Source organism: Scytonema sp. PCC 10023 (assembly GCF_963920835.1).
In the GTDB taxonomy this organism is placed as follows: Bacteria; Cyanobacteriota; Cyanobacteriia; order Cyanobacteriales; family Nostocaceae; genus Kalymmatonema.
On record NZ_CAWUDP010000030.1, the window covers coordinates 54825 to 73716 of the forward strand.

The window sequence follows — 18892 nt, forward strand, 5'->3', positions numbered from 1 at the left end:
CAATTGCAACATTGAGAGATCAAAGTCAAAACCCATGAACAGCATGATAAATAGAGAACCGATTGCAATTATTGGCATAGGATGCCGTTTCCCTGGTGCTGAGAATCCAGAAGGCTTCTGGCAATTGTTGCATGGTGGTGTGGATGCCATCACAGAAGTGCCTTCTTCGCGATGGAATTTAGAAACTTTTTACGAGCAGGACACAGAAAAGCCCGAAAAAATGAGTATCCGTTGGGGTGGGTTCCTCAAGCAGGTAGATTTATTCGATCCCCAATTTTTTGCTATAGCTCCACGAGAAGCTGTGAGCATAGATCCGCAACAGCGGCTTTTATTAGAAGTGGCTTGGGAAGCTCTAGAAGATTCCGGACAAATTCCGGAGCATTTGGCAGGTAAACCAACAGGCGTCTTTATTGGCGTTTCTAGCTTCGACTACTACGAGCTTTTAATAGGGAATCCCAGCAACATTGATGCTTATGCAGCCACAGGTAATACTAATTGCATTGCTGCTAACCGTATCTCCTACATATTTGGTTTTACTGGGCCAAGCATAGCAATTGATACTGCCTGCTCATCTTCTCTAGTTGCAGTTCATCTAGCTTGCCAAAGCTTATGGAGTGGAGAGTGCAGCTTGGCGTTAGCGGGAGGCGTGCATGTGATGTTATCACCCTGGGTTACGGTTGGCTTTGCCAAAGGGGGTTTCTTAGCTCCCGATGGTCGTTGCAAAACCTTTGACGCTCGAGCGAATGGCTATGTTCGCAGCGAAGGGGCTGGGATGGTTGTATTGAAGACATTATCACAAGCTCTGGCAGATGGCGATCGCATTTATGCAGTTATCCAGGGGAGTGCAGTTAACCAAGACGGGCGTAGCAATGGACTGACAGCTCCCAATCCCAAAGCACAAGAGGCAGTGCTGCGAGAAGCCTACTTTAAGGCGGGTGTCTCCCCTGGACAAATTCAGTATATTGAAGCACATGGTACTGGCACAAAGTTGGGCGATCCAATAGAGATGAAGGCTTTAGGAAAGGTGCTAGCAGAAGGACGCCTTCAAGGAAGCTATTGTAAGGTGGGTTCGGTCAAGACCAATATAGGACATCTAGAAGCAGCAGCGGGAATTGCTGGGTTGATTAAAGTGGCGTTATCTCTTAAACATCGACAAATTCCACCAAGCCTGCATTTCCAAAAGCCAAATCCTTATATTCCCTTTGATAAACTGCCGCTACGAGTTCAACAAACTTTGTCGCCTTGGCCGCAAGGAACTGGTTTGGCACTAGCTGGGGTAAGCTCCTTTGGTTTTGGCGGCACAAATGCTCATGTGGTTTTGGCAGAAGCACCACTCTTAAGTCAAAATTCAAAAGCTAAAAGTCAAAAGAAAAAAGCAATTGAACGTCAATTGCATCTTCTGACCTTGTCAGCTAAAAGTGAGAAAGCACTCTTAGAGATGGCGCAAAGTTATCAGGAGTTTCTTTTGAAACATCCTGAGGTGTCGCTAGCAGATGTTTGCTTTACTGCTAACACGGGGCGATCCCATTTTGACTACCGCCTCGCTATTATCGCTGAATCTAAGGTGCAGTTGCAAAAAGAACTATCTGCTTTTACGGCTTCAGGTGAGACTAACACAGTTGTCAGTGGTCAGGTAAAAAGCAAGAAGCGTTCAAAAGTCGCATTTTTATTCACTGGGCAAGGTTCGCAATATATAGGCATGGGACGCCAACTCTACGAAACTGCGCCCATCTTTCGCCAAACCCTAGACCGTTGTGATGAAATTTTACGTTCCTATCTGGACAAGTCACTGCTAAGCGTTCTTTACCCCCAAGCGGGAGAGACTTCGCCATTAGACCAAACAGCTTACACCCAACCTGCTTTATTTGCCATTGAATATGCACTCTCTGAGTTATGGAAATCTTGGGGTATTGTACCCACTGCCGTGATGGGTCATAGTTTAGGAGAATACGTTGCTGCTTGTGTAGCAGGAGTATTGAGTTTAGAAGATGGACTCAAGCTGATTGCAGCAAGAAGCCAACTGATGCAGAGTTTACCTGCTGGTGGTGAGATGGTAGCAGTGTATGCCTCGGAGGAGACCATACGTGCTATCACGGAGCTATATACTGATAAAGTAGCGATTGCCGCCTTAAATGGACCAGAAAACACAGTGATATCTGGTGAAGCGCAGACAGTCGGAAGCATCTGTGCCTCCTTAGAAGCAGCAGGAATCACAACGAAAAAGCTACAAACATCGCATGCCTTCCACTCACCACTGATGGAGCCAATACTGGCTCAATTTCGTGAGGTTGCTGCTACAGTCAACTACGCCACTCCCCAAATTGAGATCATCTCCAACCTCACAGGAGAACAACTGACATCGCAAGAGATTTCGCCTGATTACTGGTGTCAACATTTACGCCGTCCTGTACAATTTGCCAAAAGTATCAAGACACTGAATGCAAAAGGTTATGAGGTATTTGTAGAGATCGGAGCCAAACCGACATTGTTGGGGATGGGGCGCAACTGCTTAAGCGAACAAGTGGGAGTCTGGCTACCCAGTTTGCGTCCAGGAGTGTCAGATTGGCAGCAGATGCTACAGAGTTTAGCGGGATTATACGTACGTGGAGTCGAGGTAGATTGGGTAGGTTTTAACCGAGACAATAACCGTAAGCGAGTGGCATTGCCAACTTACCCATTCCAACGCCAACGTTATTGGGTGGAAAATACAAAGGTTACAATTGATAAAATAGTTAAATTATCCACAAATAGAGATCAATTTCGGCAAACACATCCCCTCCTTGGTCGGCGACTCAATTCTCCATTAAAGTTAAAAGAAATTCAGTTTTCATCTCAAATTAGCCAGAATTCGCCAGCATATCTACAGCACCATCGCGTTTATCAGAAAGTGATAGTGCCTGCTAGTGCTTATATAGAAATGGCTTTGGCTGCTGGGGCTGCTGTTTTGAAGTCCGATGATTTAGTTTTAGAAGATATCGTCATCCAACAAGCATTAATGCTGGATGATGAACAAGAAAAGACAATACAGTTAATTTTGACACCTGATGAAAACTCAGCCTACTCTTTCCAAATTTTTAGTCTAACAGAGGAGTCAGAAGACCAACAAACAGTTTGGACACTGCATGTTAGTGGAAAAGTCTTTAAAGCAGACCAATGTAGTCAAAGTTCGCCGGAAAATTGGGAGTCTTTCATTACACAAGACACACAAGAGATATCGCCGATTAATTTGTACCAAGAGTTTCGCAGCCGAGGAATAGATTATGGTGAATCGTTCCAAGCAATAGAAAAACTCTGGCACAAGCAAGGAGAAGCCATTAAAGGTAATGGGTATGAACAACTAAGCTCAGAAGAATTTAGAATAGACCCAACTCAACCAGAAGACTTCAGCCAGCTACTAACGACGGTGGGAGCAAACCAATCTCTGTACGGAATCGTCAACTGCTGGAGTATAGATGCAGTGACAGCACAAGCTTTAAGCAGCGATAATTTACAAACAGCTTTACAATCTGTATGCGGTAGTACCTTGCACCTAGTTCAAGCAATAGCACAGGCAGGATTTCCTGAGCTTCCACGCTTGTGGTTAGTGACAAAAGGAGCGCAGTCTGTCACAAGTGCAAATTCTCAGGTTCCAGGAATAGTTCAATCTCCGTTATGGGGTATGGGAAAAGTGATTGCTCTGGAACATCCAGAACTCAATTGTGTACGGGTGGATTTAGACCCCGAGGCTGTGGGAGATGAAGTACAAGAACTGTTTGAGGAAATCTGGTCAGAAAATGCTGAAGACCAAGTTGCTTTTCGCGACCAAGAACGTTACGTGGCTCGGTTAGTTCGCCGCCAACAAATCAATGATTCTGTAATTGTTGAAAGAACTCCCCACAAGCTGCCAGTCTTGCGTGAAGATAGTACCTACCTAATTACAGGTGGTATCGGAGGTTTGGGTTTACTGGTAGCTCGCTGGATGGTCAACAAGGGAGCACGGTATTTGGTACTAGTAGGGCGCAGTGGTGCTAGTTCAAATCAAAATAACCAGTTGAAAGAGTTAGAACAAGCTGGCGCAAATGTGATTGTGGCAACTACAGATGTATCTGATATTGAACAAATCAGACGAGTACTGTCACAAATTGAAGAATCTCTACCACCTTTAGCAGGAGTGATTCATGCAGCGGGGGTGTTGGATGATGGAATTTTACAACAACAGAGTTGGCAACGCTTTGCTAATGTCATGGCTCCTAAAGTTCTAGGAGCTTGGAATCTGCATACATTAACACAAAATTTGCCTTTAGACTTCTTTGTGTTGTTATCTTCTTCTGCTTCGTTACTTGGCTCCCCTGGTCAAGCCAACCATGCAGCCGCCAATGCTTTTCTAGATGCCTTGGCATATTATCGTCGCTGTTTTGGGCTACCAGGATTAAGCATTAACTGGGGGGCTGTTAGCGAGATAGGAGCAGCAGCTGGGCGCTCTATAGGCGATCGGCTCAAGACGAGGGGAATAGGAACTATTGCTCCCCACCAGGTTTTAGAGGTGCTAGAAGAATATTTATTCAATCAATCCTCTGTTCAATTTGGGATAGTCCCGATTAACTGGTCCGAGTTTGACGAACAATTTGCACGCTGGTCTTTCTTAAGTGATTTTCAGCAAGCATCTGGGCAATTAGCACAACAGCATTCTCAATTGGTTCAACAACACGAGTTTTTCGAGCAATTAAAGAATGCTACCACTCATGAACAACAAACGCTTTTGATGACCTATGTTCGTTCCCAAGTTGCCAAAGTTCTTGGTTTAACCAACCAACTGGACGTAGATAAGCCTTTGAACAATATGGGACTTGACTCATTAACGGCTCTAGAACTAAGGAACTGGGTTCAAAATAACTTCGGGGTGGACATCCCGATAGTAAAATTTATGGAGGGACTCAGTGTCGCGAGTATAACAGCCTACGTGAGCGAACAACTAACAGAGGTGAAATCTACAACAGAAACATCTGTCGAATTAGCAGTGACATCAAACTTAGATAATTGGATTGAAGGTAGATTATGAATTTAGCACAGTTCCTCCACAATCTTTCGACGAAAAATGTACAACTGTGGGTTGAGGGTAACGAACTGTGCTACCGATCACCTCGGGACGTATTGACTCCAGCACTATTAAGCGAAATTAAGCAACATAAACTAGAAATTATAAATATTCTTATTAGGCGTGCTGCAACGCCTAATACAATTCCTCTGTCTCACGGTCAGCAAGCACTATGGTTTTTGTACAAGTTGGCACCTGAAAGCGCAGCTTATAACGTTGCCTTTACAGCCCGCATCTGCTCCAATTTAGATGTTCTAGCCTTGCGACAGGCTTTTGGAACGCTGATAGCTCGCCATCCAATGCTGCGTACCACTTTTCGCGAGCAAAACGGTGAACCAGTTCAAGAAGTTCATCAGTTTCAGGAAGTCTGGCTTGAAGAGGTGGATGCTTCCACTTGGAATGGGGAGGAACTAAAGCAGCGGGTTGTTGAAGCGTACAAGCGTCCAATTAATTTGGAAACTGGACCTGTCATGCGGCTCAATTTGTTTGGTGTCACAGAACAAGACTATGTTCTGTTACTAACCATCCACCACATCGCTTGCGATGGATGGTCTCTTTGGATACTTGTGAACGAATTGCGGTTGCTGTATGCAGCCCAAAAAGAAAGAGTCAAGGCAACTTTACCAGCAATAAATTTTTTCTATCAAGATTTTATTCAATGGCAGGCTCAAATACTAGGTGGTTCTCAAGGAGAGGATCTTTGGAAATACTGGCAACAACAATTAGCTGGTGAGTTGCCATTACTAAATTTACCAACAGACCGACCTCGACCATCAGTACAAACTTATCAGGGAGCCTCCCATGCCTTTAAGTTATCTAAAGAAGTGGTACAAAAGCTTAAAGAGTTAGCCCAAGTTGAGGGAGTAACCCTTTACATGATTCTTCTGGCAGCTTTTGGGGTGTTACTCCATCGCTACACGGGGCAGTCAGATATTTTAGTGGGTTCTTCAACCACAGGTAGGAGTAAGACTGAGTTTGCAAACATTGTTGGTTACTTTGTCAATCCAGTTGTACTGCGAGCAAATTTTTTGGGTAATCCTACTTTTAAAGCATTCCTAGCTCAAGTCCGTTCTAGGGTATTAGGAGCGATCGCCCATCAAGATTATCCCTTTCCATTATTAGTCAAACAATTGCAGTCGAATCGCGATATCAGCTATTCGCCAATTTTCCAAGTATCGTTTGTCTTACAAAAACCACAGCAAGATCAGGTCGTAGATTTACTCAACAACAGCGAAACAGGAATCCCAGTTAATTGGGGTAGTTTACTGCTGAAACCATTTGAAATGGCGCAACAAGAAGGTCAGTTTGATTTGACCTTAGAAATGGTTGAAACAAAGGAATCGCTTAAGAGTGCATTCAAGTATAATACAGACCTGTTTGATGTGGCGACTATTGAGCGAATGGCAGGACATTTTCAAACTCTGTTAGAGGCAGTTGTGAGTCATCCCTCTCAACGAGTATCTGATTTGCCATTGCTAGATGATGCACAACGCCATCAATTGTTGGTGGAGTGGAATCAAACACAAGTGAGCTATCCGCAAGACAAATGTATCCATGAATTATTTGAGCAGCAGGTAGAATGGACACCAGATGCAGTGGCAGTTGTGTTTGAAGAGCAACAACTGACATACCGAGAATTAAATAGTCGTGCCAATCAACTAGCACATTACTTGCAGAGTTTGGGTGTTGGAGTTGAGGTACTGGTCGGCATTTGCGTGGAACGCTCACTGGATATGGTAGTGGGACTGTTGGGAATTCTCAAGGCGGGTGGGGCTTATGTGCCGCTTGACCCCGCCTATCCAAAAGAGCGCTTGGCTTTTATGTTATCAGATGCCAAGGTACCTGTGCTGTTGACTCAACAGCGGTTTTCAGAAAATCTTCCCAAACAGCAAGCACAGATAATCTACCTAGACAACGACTGGGAAATTATTGCCCAGCAGAGCAAGGAAAACCTAATCAGCAAGGTAGTAGCTGACAATCTAGCCTACGTAATTTATACATCAGGAACCACAGGTAAGCCCAAGGGGGTAATGATTTCTCACCGCGCCATTTGCAATCATATGTTCTGGATGCAAGAAACCTTCCCGTTAACTGAGGCAGACAAAGTCCTACAGAAAACTCCATTTAGTTTTGATGCTTCAGTTTGGGAGTTTTACGCGCCATTACTTGTGGGAGCGCAATTGGTCATGGCTCGACCCGGAGGTCATCAGGACAGTGCTTATCTCATTAAAGAGATTGCTGATCGCAAGGTCACTGCTGTTCAACTTGTCCCATCTTTGCTACAAATCCTTCTAGAGCAAGGGGGTATCGAAACCTGTGACTCTTTAAGACGAATCTTTTGCGGGGGTGAAGTTTTGCCTGTCGCTCTTCAAGAGCGCTTGTTTGCAAATTTGAATGTAGAGTTGCACAATCTTTACGGACCGACTGAAGCTTGCATTGATACAACTTACTGGACTTGCAACAGCGGAATTCATCAGCAAACTATCCCGATTGGTCGCCCAATAGCCAACACGCAAATCTACATCTTAGACAGCAATCTGCAACCAGTGCCGATTGGCGTACCAGGAGAATTGCACATCGGTGGCGCCCCTTTAGCGCGAGGCTACCTCAACCGTCGGGAGTTAACACAAGAGAAATTCATCCCCAACCCGTTTAGCACTGACCCCAATTCCCGCCTCTACAAAACCGGAGACCTAGCACGCTATTTGCCCAATGGCAATATCGAATACCTGGGACGTATCGACAATCAAGTAAAGATTCGCGGCTTCCGCATCGAATTGGGGGAGATAGAAGCAATATTGAGTCAACACCCATCAGTTCATTCAGTTGTGGTCACAACCAGAGTAGACACTCCTGGAGATCAGCGCTTAGTCGCCTACATCGTGCCACAACAGCACACAGCACCCACAATGAGCAAGTTGCGCCAATTCCTGAAAACAAAGCTGCCAGAGTACATGGTGCCATCTGCAATAGTCATGCTGGAGTCGTTGCCCCTGACGCCCAACGGTAAGGTAGACCGCCGTGCCCTGCCGGACCCTGATACAAACAACCTCGCTATGCAAGCTAGCTTTGTCCCACCCCTTGATATCGTAGAACAGAAACTGGCACAAATTTGGGCAGAAGTTCTGAAAGTCTACCCTGTTGGAGTAAAAGATAACTTCTTTGACCTCGGTGGCCATTCTCTTTTAGCTGTGCAACTCATGGCACGGATTGAGCAGCAATTCAAGAAAAATCTCCCCTTGGCGACACTCTTCCAAAACTCAACTATTGAACAACTAGCGACTATTCTCCGCCAGCCGATAGATGCTTTAAATTGGTCTCCAATAGTACCTATTCAGCCTAATGGTTCTAAGCGACCTTTCTTCTGCGTGCCTGGAACTGGTGGCAATACCATCTACTTGTACAACCTGGCACATCATTTAGGTAAAGAACAACCATTTTATGGATTGCAATCACTCGGTCTTGATGGGGAATCAAAGCCGCACACACTCATCGAGGACATGGCAGCTTATTACATTGAAGCAATACACTCCATTCAACCCTCTGGACCGTACCTTTTGGGTGGTCATTCCTTTGGCGGTATGGTAGCTTTTGAGATGGCGACTCAGTTACACGAGCGGGGATATGAGGTGGCTCTACTAGCCCTTTTGGACTCTCGTGCACCAGGTTATAGAACTAATGAACTAGATTTTGATGGCGATGATGCTGGATGGCTGAACATGATTGCCAGCATATATGAAAATATCTACGGAAAGAGCTTAAACGTATCTGAAGAAGCTCTCAAAGTTCTTGATCCTATGGAGCAACTGAACTACTTCAAAGAGCGGTTGCAAATGGTGAATTTACTGCCTCCCAATGTTGGAATCAAGCAACTTCAAGGTATAATGCAGGTTTTCAAAACTAACTTTCAAACAGCTTGTGTTTATATGCCACAGGCAATTTATCCTGCTCAGGTTACGTTTTTCAAGGCTAGCGAGATAGATGCTGTTAGTCATGCCTACTCTGAGATTTTAGATGAACTAGGATTGGGCTGGGACAAGTTTTCTGCTCAACCTCTGGATATCCACCTTGTTCCAGGTGACCATTTCACAATGCTCAGTGAACCTCACGTTCAGGTTTTAGCAAAACAGCTGACAATCTGCATTGAGCGGTCACAGGCAGATGATTGAGGAATCACAAGATGGCGTAATATCCAACAACTATCAGTAGACCGAAAAGATTTCTAGAAGGCTTACCATCCGTTCATTTGACGGATTGCATACAATCTGCCAGAATGCGCGTATGTATCATCTGCTTTTTGAGCAATAGGGTTGTAAATGAGTTCTCCTGCTGTGGTAAGCGATTGCCCAAGGGGCACTGCGCAGAGCGCAATCGCTCTCGTCAGTCCCAAAAACGACGGCTCAAACCCTGATTCTTTCGTCAACTTACAAAAGTTTTCGGTCTACTGAAAATACTTTAAATGTATGGAAGCAAGTTTTGGCGATCGCTCTCACTCACATTGGGGTTAGAGATGATTTATAAAGTAAACCTTAAATTATAGGGTGCGTTATGGCAACGCTTAACACACCGAGAAAGATGGTGCCCTGCGGCTAATCCTCACTCTCTCAAACTCCGAAATCCAAGCATCGCCGCAGGACACCCTACTTAATATTTACTTTATAAATAGGCTCTTAGGGTTACCATGCCAAAACAAACGCGAATTTTGTATTTTAACGTGAGTTCGACGAAGTCAAAGCAGACTTGACCCCAAACCCCTCTCCAAAGTAGGAGAGGGGCTTCAAACCCTGATTCTAATGTTGCTCCTCGCTCTTCTAAAATGAGAGGGAGGAAGTGAGTGTGAGGTTTGTCGAACTCACGTTAATTTTCAGTCTCAGCCTTTTTTTGTACCTTTTTCAACCCGTCGAACTCACGTTAACAAATACTACAAGTAATACCTAACAGTGCTGACAACTCGGCTTTTGTTAGCCCGTAAAGCTGTCTTCAAGAACAAAGTTGTTTGGTTGTGCAAAAATCCTTCCCACCAATTGCGAGTCACAAAAGCAGGAATAATATTTACAGTAGAGGGAGCTGAGTATCTCTACCGCCTACCGATATATGATTCTGGGACGCCTGCTCATTCGTTGCTCCTTCTAACCATACTTCCACATCATTCGCTAGCAACTTGTGCGCTGCTTCTAGCATTGATGCTGCAATGTCCTTGAGATCTTCGCGGTTGTTCAAATATGTTTTCAACGCTTCCATTGGGTCGATGCTGTTACTCGCGCTCAATTCAGGAATGCGGGGTCGAGCCAACTGGCTGACCAATTCTGGTTGAATGGTGTAAGTATGCGCTGGACTTAAAGCGCTATGCACCTCAGTGCTATCAATTAAATCCAACTGCTCTGAGCGAAGTTTGTAAATCAGCCGCACGACCGCATCTTGGATATCGCGTTTGGCTAAGGCTTTGATGATCGCCGCCTGCGGGTCTTCAGCCTTAGAGACATCCACCTCAATTGTATGGAAAGCCCGCACTGGCAAAGCACAAAATTCCCAATCAACGCGACCTTTTTCCAGTTCTACCATTACATAGCCTTTGTCTTCCTTTTCTTCGCTAAAATCTACCCGTTCAATACTCCCTGGATAAATCACTGGCGGGTCATTAGATTTATTAAGGTTTTGATGGCGATGAACGTGTCCCAACGCTACATACTCAAAGCAAGGTCGCGTCAGCAAAGATAGGGGAAGCGTAAAACCTTTACCAACTGCTAAAAAGCGTTCGGCTCCCAAGCTAGCATTGTCCGTCATCAAGTGACCCAAAAGAACAGTGGGCACGTTGGGGTCAAGGCGGCGAATTTCTCCTTCTAGGACAATCCGCAGACGTTCAGTAAGCAGCTGGTTGACTTCAACCATAGATAAACTTTCGGTTTCCTGGCGAGTCATCAAAGTGGAACGGGTCAGCCAAGGGAGGGTGATCACCTGCACCAACCCATTGCGGGTATGGATGCGATGAGTGGTTAAGGTATCACCGACGACAATTCCCGGAACTCCCAAGGCGCGGTAAATACATAGACTGGCTCCACCTTGTCCTTGGGAATGTTGGTCGTGGTTCCCCACCAACAGCACTGTGGGGATATTTGCATCTACAAGGCGGCGAAACTGACCAGCAAAAGCTTCCTGTACGTAGGGCGGCGGTGTCGCATCGGGAAAAGCATCACCGCCAAATAGAACCAAATCTACTGGTTCTGCTAGCGCTCGGTCAATACATTTGGACAAACTATTGACAAAATCCTCCAACCGTGTATTTAATCCAGTTTCGGGATTGATGCGTCCGTGGGAGAAACCGCTTCCCATGTGGATGTCGGAGAGGTGGAGGATTTTAATCATAAGGGAATTGGGGAGTGGTGGAGGAAACTACTTTGTTTCCCCATTATTTTATATCTGTATATAACATTCTGTTTTACCAGTGCCTTGTCAGCATCTGGTGCGATTGGCAATGCCTGTGCCCTGAGTCCTTACGGACACGCTGCGCACCGAGAGTGCCTGCGCTTTGCACATACGGGCGATTGGGCACGAGGGCACTGGCACCTTTGCAATCGCCTTCTTAATGTGAAGATAAAGATGGAATTGAATTAAGGCTGTCTTGATACCATACGTAGTTTTTCATGTCGCTTGGCCATGATACTTCATTGGGTGTGGCAATTTCTAGGGTGCTGGAATTGAGTTTGTTATATAAGCCAGCAAAATCACCAACTTGAATCTGATTTTTTTCAAAGGTTTGGCGAAGAAGTTCGATTGTAAACATCATGTTATGGGCTTCAAAGCTGCCTTGAGGAAACAAACGTGGAAATATCAAAAACTTTATATCGTCTCGTTTTTGCTTAATAGCTCTTTGGGGTGTCATTCCAAATTTCTCTGGTAATTGATCGCCTTGAATGAAAACCATAATGTAATTTGGACCTCGTACCCATTTTCGATAGCCGTTTCCGAAGGTGAAGACATTGATAAGTTGACTAGTGCGCTGCTGCCACTTCTGTTCTTGAATTCGTCGTTCTGTAAAGTCAAACACCCTAGCGCGTCCACTGATAAAGTTTCTTTTAGCAACCTTAATAGCTCTAGCCAAGAAAATTGTTCCAAGACTATCGCCTGATATATTGAGAGTTACCCTGTTGTTTACGGCATAAGTAATCAAAGTTGCCGCATTTTCAATGACTGGACTACCAGATAAACCTAGATAGTCAAGAACTGCATTAATCCAGTCAAGGTATCGGTTAAGGAAAGCGATAATTGGACGTTGTTTAAGAAAAGTGGAGTTGTTCATATTGGCGATGCCAGTTAAGAGAGTAGTAGCATACCTACGGCTCCTTTTTGAAGATTCTGACTCACGTTGTCCTAGCCCAGAGATAAATATTGCAAAAAGTTCGCGCTTATCGTTTTCTGGATAATAGACGATGTCAGATGCAATCGTGGTGATTGGGTCAGGTGATGCCATCACCGAGTCATAATCAAAAACCTGTTCGTTACCTGGATTTTGAAATTGTCCATCAAATTTTTTATCAGGGAATAGAGCTTCAAGAGGCCAGCGCCACCAGGGAGATACGATTTGTTTTGCCTTATCTGATCTCTTCATACAAGATCTTCCTAAAGTACTGCATTATACACCTAAAAAGTGCAAACCTGAGAAAAGCTATGTATTTGTACAAGTATAAAAACAAAAGGAGCCTGTGTTTGAAACAGACCCCTCGCACGGTGAGTTAGAGTTGCATGACCCTTGTGACCTCAATAACGACCGACGCAATATTGTATTAAAGATTAAAGAATGTTTACGCAAGTTAGGGTTGCAAGCGACAAAAGTCCAGAAGCGATCGCTCTATTCAATTATGCAACAACGCTTGCCACCAATTGATGCAGCAACAGAGGCTGAATTAGCAGATTTGGAACAGCTTTTTCACAAAGATACTCGTTAAAGTTGCTTACAAATTGTTTTATTTAACCGCAGAGGCGCAGAGTAAGCTGAGGAGGAGAGAGGGCGAGGGGGAGAGTTATGGGAAATTCTTCTTTTCCTCCACTCCCCACTCTCTACTCCCTCTTAAATATGAATTCCACACTCAGTCTTACCAGTTCCCCGCCAACGTCCAGCGCGTTCATCTTCACCTTCGCCTACTGGTGTCGTGATCGGTTCATCGCCAATGCTGGGATAACCTTGGTCATGCAATGGGTTGTAAATCACGCCGTGTTCAGCTACATACTCCCAGCTTTTCTGGCGTGTCCAGTTAGCTAAGGGATTGATTTTTAGGCGGTTGTTGTTATCAAGTTCAAATACGGGCATATTGGCACGGGTGACGGCTTGATCACGGCGACGTCCAGTGATCCAAGCGACAGTGTTGAGTTCAGCTAAACTCCGTTGCAATGGTTCAATTTTGGTGAGTTCGTGGAATTTGGCAATGTCTTTGTCCCAAAGTGCTTCACCGTATTTTGCGGCAAAGGCTTCGCGAGTGTCTACATCTGGAGTTTTGTAAACTTTCAAATCCAGATTGTAAACTTCTTTAGCCTTAGCAACCAGTTCTAGAGTTTGGGGAAAATGGTGCAGCGTTTCGAGAAATACCACAGGAACTGGGTGCTTAAGGTCACGGTAGAAAATATCAGTGATTATTAAGTCATCTACGTTAAAGGCGCTAGTTTGCACCAGTCCAGTAGGAATATTCTCGACAGACCATGCCAGTATCTCTCTTGGTTGGGCAGTCTCAAATTTCTGATTGAGTTGCTCTAAGTCAAAACTGGCGTTTTCGGGTGTAATTGCTGTCGAAGCAGTCATTAATTATTCTCCAGTCCAATAAATTCCTTGCTTGATTAAAGTTAATTTTACACTACAAAGGCACATAGATCGGTCGGAATTCTGTGATTCGCCGGGAACCATTGCCAAGAGGGCGGGATTCGGGGAAAACTCCAGGTTCTTTCCGAGAGACTTGCAAGTGGCGTGCGACAGGCGATTGCGCGGAGCGCAGTGCCCAAAGGGCAATCGGCAATCAGGACAAATGGAGAACTAGGCAAGTTAAATGTACAACAACCTCTTTACAAAACTTTATATTTGAGCAACTTTACCAATGTCTCTATCTTGAGGTAAGTAAATACTATTGCTTTTAATAAGATTATTTACGGTTGTTTAATTTTTACTATGTTTCCATTTACATATATGGTGATCCTGATATTGTTAGTAGAATCCTTAAAATTAAAAAATTCGACAAATGAACGATTTCAAAACTCCAAATTCATTGAGCCAGTCTATAGTTATGGGCGCTTTGGTCATGCTAACCAGTGCTGGTGTTATCACTATCATGAATTTGTTCTAGGGCAACAACTGCAATTTTTAGCAAAATAACTTTACAAAACCCCTCTCAATACTGAGAGGGGTTTTTACATTGGGGGTGGTCTTATTGTTCTGGAACTTGATTTGTGGGAATAAAGATTAAGGTTCAGCGACAGTGTGTTGCTTTAACAACGTAAGTAACTACTTTTACAGGTATTTTGCCAACAGTCCTTATCCCTTATGGATGATCGCTCACTACCAACGATGGAAATCTATTTTCTAGTCAGGCTAAGAAAATCATTCAGAACATCTTCTGGGAAGCAGGGTTGTTTCATTTCCTAAAACGTCTATACTGACAAGCGTCTAGAGGATGAAAAAACAATTATATAATTTTATAGTTGTTGCAGAAGTATGTGCATTTTGTAAAAAATTTGCTTTGTCATAATCGATTACACTTATAATACAAGGTATCAAAACAATAGCCTGTCTTGATAAACTATTTGAAATCGGAAGCGGATGAGTAACTCCATCACTCAGGCAATCCAGGGTAAAATCAAATATTGGAAAAATAAACTTGCTGATGACAGCAACAGCAATCCGCTACTCAACTTCCAAAAAAGCGAAAAGCTCAGAGTTGACATTGATACACCACCCTCAATCCTATTTAAAGACCTTGCAGGAGATGAGTCTCGCCCAGTCCCAGTCAGGGAGTTGAGAACCAAGCAAACTGATGCTGAACTCACCACGCTTCTCGAAAAGCTTCGTCAAAACGCTAAATCAACCCTGGAGGAGAAGGGTTTCAATAGTCTTTTCTTAGTACTGGGTACTTTAACATGGTTCGATGCAGATAAGCCTAAGGAAAAGTTTGTCTATCCTCTTTTACTGATTCCAGTTCAATTACAAAAGAAAGGTAAAAAGCCACCAGAGTACACACTGCACCCTGTTGACGAGGAGATTTCCTTAAACTTTCTTTTAGTAAACAAGTTACGTGCTGAATTCGATATCACCTTGCCTGAAAGCGATCGCCTTCAGGAATTAGGCTATGAGAAATTTCTAGATGCAGTTCTTCGTGCGATCGCCCAAAAGCCAAATTGGAAACTTGAAGATACTGCCCATATCACCTTGTTCCAAGAGACAAAGGCAGCAATGATCCAAGACCTGCAACAAAATGAAGAGAGGATTACTGCTCACCCAATTCTACAAGGGCTTGCTCTCAAAAAAATCCCCGATAATTTTAATTCTCCTAATCTTATCAAAGAAAAAGAACTAGATCAAATCCCTCCATCATCCTTATATCAAATATGTGATGCTGACTCTAGTCAACAAGTGGTCATCGAAGCAGCAAAGGCGGGGCTTAGCTGTGTAGTCCAAGGACCGCCAGGAACAGGCAAAAGCCAGACCATTGCTAACATCATGGCTGAGTTAATCGGCAAACATAAAAAAGTGCTTCTGGTTGCTGAGAAGCAAACCGCCCTAGAAGTTGTCTCTGGAAAGTTTCAGAAATGTAGTCTTGAGGATGTCTGCCTCAACCTCCATCATCAAGGCACGACTAATACTAAAGACTTGCTTGAAGAACTCAACAAAACTATGTCTCGGCTGTCTCAAAGTCAGGAGTCACAGCAGCAAAACAGGGACGTATTCTTTCAAAAACTGTGTGACCGTAGGCAAACCCTTAATCAATATGTAGCAAGTCTACACGAGAATCAACCACCATTAAATAAATCAGCTTACGACCTCTACGGCGAACTGCTCAAACTCGAACGCGAAAAAGTACCCTCCCTCGAATTTCATCTTTCTAATATTCAAGATTGGTCAGAATATCGCTTATTGGAAGCTAATAATTTACTGGACGAACTTGGGAAATTTGAGCCATTTTTTCGGGGAACCCAAACAACTATATGGTCGAGTAGTCCGGTGCAGTCTTGGTCATCTGATGTTAACACAGAGTTGCGTCAGAATCTTGAAAACCTGGCTCAGGGAGTTCAACTCGCCCAAAAGACTGCAACTCGTTTGCGGCAGTTATTTGGCATACAACAACTCCCTAACACCTTAGCAGATTTAGACAGGCTTCAACCAGCAATAGCTCATGTTCTCACAGTTCCTCCTGTTCCAAGAGGGTGGCCTTTGGGAACAAATGTCAATGCTTTGCGGCAGCTATTTACTGAACTTAAGACCGATATCAGCAATATCCAAACTATTAGTTCTGCTTTGAGTTCTAAATACCTCAATGAGTTTCTTAACTGGAATCTACCAGAACTTAGGAAACTTAAGGAACGCTACCGCAGGTACAGAGGAATTTTTCGCTGGTTGCGATTTGTTGGGTATTGGCGCGATCGCCGACGCCTCCTCGCCGTTCGGCAAGTAAGAAATGGTGTTTCCTATCAAGAATTAATTGCAGATATCGAAAATGCCATTGAGCGCAAAAATATTTTGAAGAAACTGGAAGAGCCAACGCATTCTGCCCGCCGTGCTTTCGGCTCATTATTTGATACAGAAATGCCGAACTTAGATGGCATTGAACGAGCGCTTAATTGGTTAGAAGGGCTACAACAGTATCAACTTCGACTTCCTTTCAAAGGAATAGCAGCCGTCATCTCCTCAGATGAACGTTTACAGGAACTAAGGACGCTACAGGAAGATTTAGAAACTTCCCAAAACCTGGTTAAACAGGGGTTTCAATTCCTACGGCGACACTTTGGGCAGCATAGGATAACAGCACCAAGTGTGTTGGAAAAAACATTCTTACATGAAGTGAAAAATTTCCTTGATAGCGCCAAAGCTGGCCTGGATTTGTTCCAGCAATCATTATACTGCCGACAACAAGTGCGGAAACTCGAAGATATTGGAGCCAAAGAATTCTTGTCAAAACTGCGGGAGTCTAAGATCCAACCGAAATTTTGGTTCTCAGTATTACAGAAGGGCATTTACCAAAACTGGTTGAGACATATATTATCAGACAATTCTCAACTACAGCACTTCCGCGAAAATTCCCATGAGCAGAAAATAGAAGAGTTTTCCCAGCTTGATCCTCAACAGTACCAAGAGGCAATCAAACGTCTCCAGCAACTTCATACTGAACGGTGGCGAGAGTGGTCTACACAACCACAGGCGAAGCAGCAAATACAAAGGCTGAAGAGAGAGCGCGAAAAGAAAAAGGGACATCAAAAAATCCGCGAGTTCATCAAAAATGCTCCTGAACTCGTTACTACCCTCAAGCCTTGTTGGTTAATGAGTCCTTTAGCAGTCAGCCAATATGTAGATCCAGACGCAGTGGAGTTCGATGTCATAATCTTTGATGAAGCGTCCCAAGTCCGTACTGAGGACGCAGTACCCTCTATTATGCGGGCAAAGCAGGTGATTGTCGTTGGTGATGATCGGCAACTACCGCCAACCTCTTTCTTTAAAAGCACTGCTTCTGATGATGAGGAAGATGAAGACCAAGAAGTATATGACAGTTTGCTCAATGAGTGTTCGACTTTCTTGCCAGACTTTACCCTGAGGTGGCACTATCGCAGCAAAGACGAGAGCCTCATTGCCTTCTCAAACCAGAAATTCTACAATTCAGAACTCCTGACTTTCCCCAACCCAGTAAGAGACGCTAGTCGAGGTGTGCATTTCCATTATGTTGAAGGCGGAATATATGCTGCTGGTAAGCAGCAACGTCACAACATTCCTGAAGCAAAGAAAGTGGCAGAGTTGACACTACAGCATTGTCAGCAAAACTCTGACCAATCACTAGGAATCATTGCCTTAAATAAACAACAATCAGAAGCTATCCGCGAACAACTCAATCAACTTATTGTTAAGTATCCAGAAATAGAAGAATTTTGTCAGGAGAACTCAGAGAAGTTTTTCATTAAACCACTTGAACTGGTTCAAGGCGATCAGCGAGATGTAATTTTTCTCAGCTTTGGATATGGGTTTTATGAAAACGACCGAGACAAGCTGTATCACTTCTTTGGTCCTCTGACTAAACAGGGAGGAAGGCGACGCCTTAATGTGGCAATAACTCGTGCACTGTATAAGTTCGTGTTAGTAGCTTCGATTAAAGCAGAGGATTTTAAACCAGAAGGAAAACTTGAAGAGGTGGCGCTGCTCAAGGATTATTTTGCTTACGCTGAAAGTTGTGGTGAAAAATTGCCTGACAAGCTTGATGATGATGTGTCCTCAGATTTACTTTTTGAAGAAGATGTCTATCAAGCTGTTACAGAGCGGGGATACACAGTAAAGAAACGGGTAGGTCGTTCAGCTTATCCTATAGACCTAGCAGTGATAGATAACCGCCGGCCAGAAACAGAAGAGTTTCTATTGGGGATTGTCTGTGATGGAGCTACTTATAAAGAGTATCCCACGGCACGCGATCGCGATCGCCTCCGGCAAAAAGTTTTGCAAGACCTTGGCTGGCGCATTCACAGGATTTGGTCTCGTGAGTGGTTCCGCGATAGAAACGGTCAGATAAACCGACTCGTTTCACTGATAGAACATCTCCGTAATCAGGAATAGACAGCAGTGCTAGTGTAGCCTTTCAAGATGAC

The 18892-nt window shown here is 44.1% G+C and carries 7 protein-coding genes; 4 read left to right on the top strand and 3 right to left on the bottom strand.

Going from position 1 to position 18892, the window contains the following annotated elements; all coding sequences use genetic code 11:
* Nucleotides 1-34: 34 nt before the first annotated feature.
* Together ACM0OZ_RS19305 and ACM0OZ_RS19310 are read left to right on the top strand one after the other, a co-directional pair.
* Nucleotides 35-5038, top strand: coding sequence for a type I polyketide synthase (locus tag ACM0OZ_RS19305; RefSeq protein WP_414584437.1), 5004 nt, complete (start codon nucleotides 35-37; stop codon nucleotides 5036-5038).
* Nucleotides 5035-9243: an amino acid adenylation domain-containing protein gene (locus tag ACM0OZ_RS19310; RefSeq protein WP_414584438.1), complete on the top strand. Its 4209-nt coding sequence runs from the start codon at nucleotides 5035-5037 to the stop codon at nucleotides 9241-9243. Before ACM0OZ_RS19305 ends, ACM0OZ_RS19310 begins: the two co-directional genes overlap by 4 nt.
* An 883-nt stretch (nucleotides 9244-10126) precedes the next feature.
* Here the strand turns inward: ACM0OZ_RS19310 and sbcD are convergent.
* On the bottom strand, nucleotides 10127-11437 hold the full coding sequence (sbcD, locus tag ACM0OZ_RS19315) for an exonuclease subunit SbcD (protein WP_414584439.1): 1311 nt from the start codon (nucleotides 11435-11437) through the stop codon (nucleotides 10127-10129).
* Between the two features lie 217 nt (nucleotides 11438-11654).
* Nucleotides 11655-12680: a hypothetical protein gene (locus tag ACM0OZ_RS19320; RefSeq protein WP_414584440.1), complete on the bottom strand. Its 1026-nt coding sequence runs from the start codon at nucleotides 12678-12680 to the stop codon at nucleotides 11655-11657.
* A 94-nt stretch (nucleotides 12681-12774) separates the two neighbouring features.
* Between ACM0OZ_RS19320 and ACM0OZ_RS19325 the strand changes: the two genes are divergently transcribed.
* Complete coding sequence (locus ACM0OZ_RS19325; RefSeq protein WP_414584441.1) at nucleotides 12775-13017, top strand: hypothetical protein; 243 nt, start codon at nucleotides 12775-12777, stop codon at nucleotides 13015-13017.
* Between the two features lie 122 nt (nucleotides 13018-13139).
* On the opposite strand, the gene cysH is transcribed toward ACM0OZ_RS19325, so the two are convergent.
* Nucleotides 13140-13865 (bottom strand): phosphoadenosine phosphosulfate reductase, encoded by a 726-nt coding sequence (gene cysH, locus ACM0OZ_RS19330; protein ID WP_414584442.1) that lies wholly within the window; start codon nucleotides 13863-13865, stop codon nucleotides 13140-13142.
* Nucleotides 13866-14873: 1008 nt separating this feature from the next.
* Here cysH and ACM0OZ_RS19335 point away from each other — a divergent pair.
* The gene (locus ACM0OZ_RS19335; RefSeq protein WP_414584443.1) at nucleotides 14874-18860 is read left to right on the top strand and encodes a DUF4011 domain-containing protein; all 3987 of its coding nucleotides are present in this window, start codon (nucleotides 14874-14876) and stop codon (nucleotides 18858-18860) included.
* Nucleotides 18861-18892 lie beyond the last annotated feature (32 nt).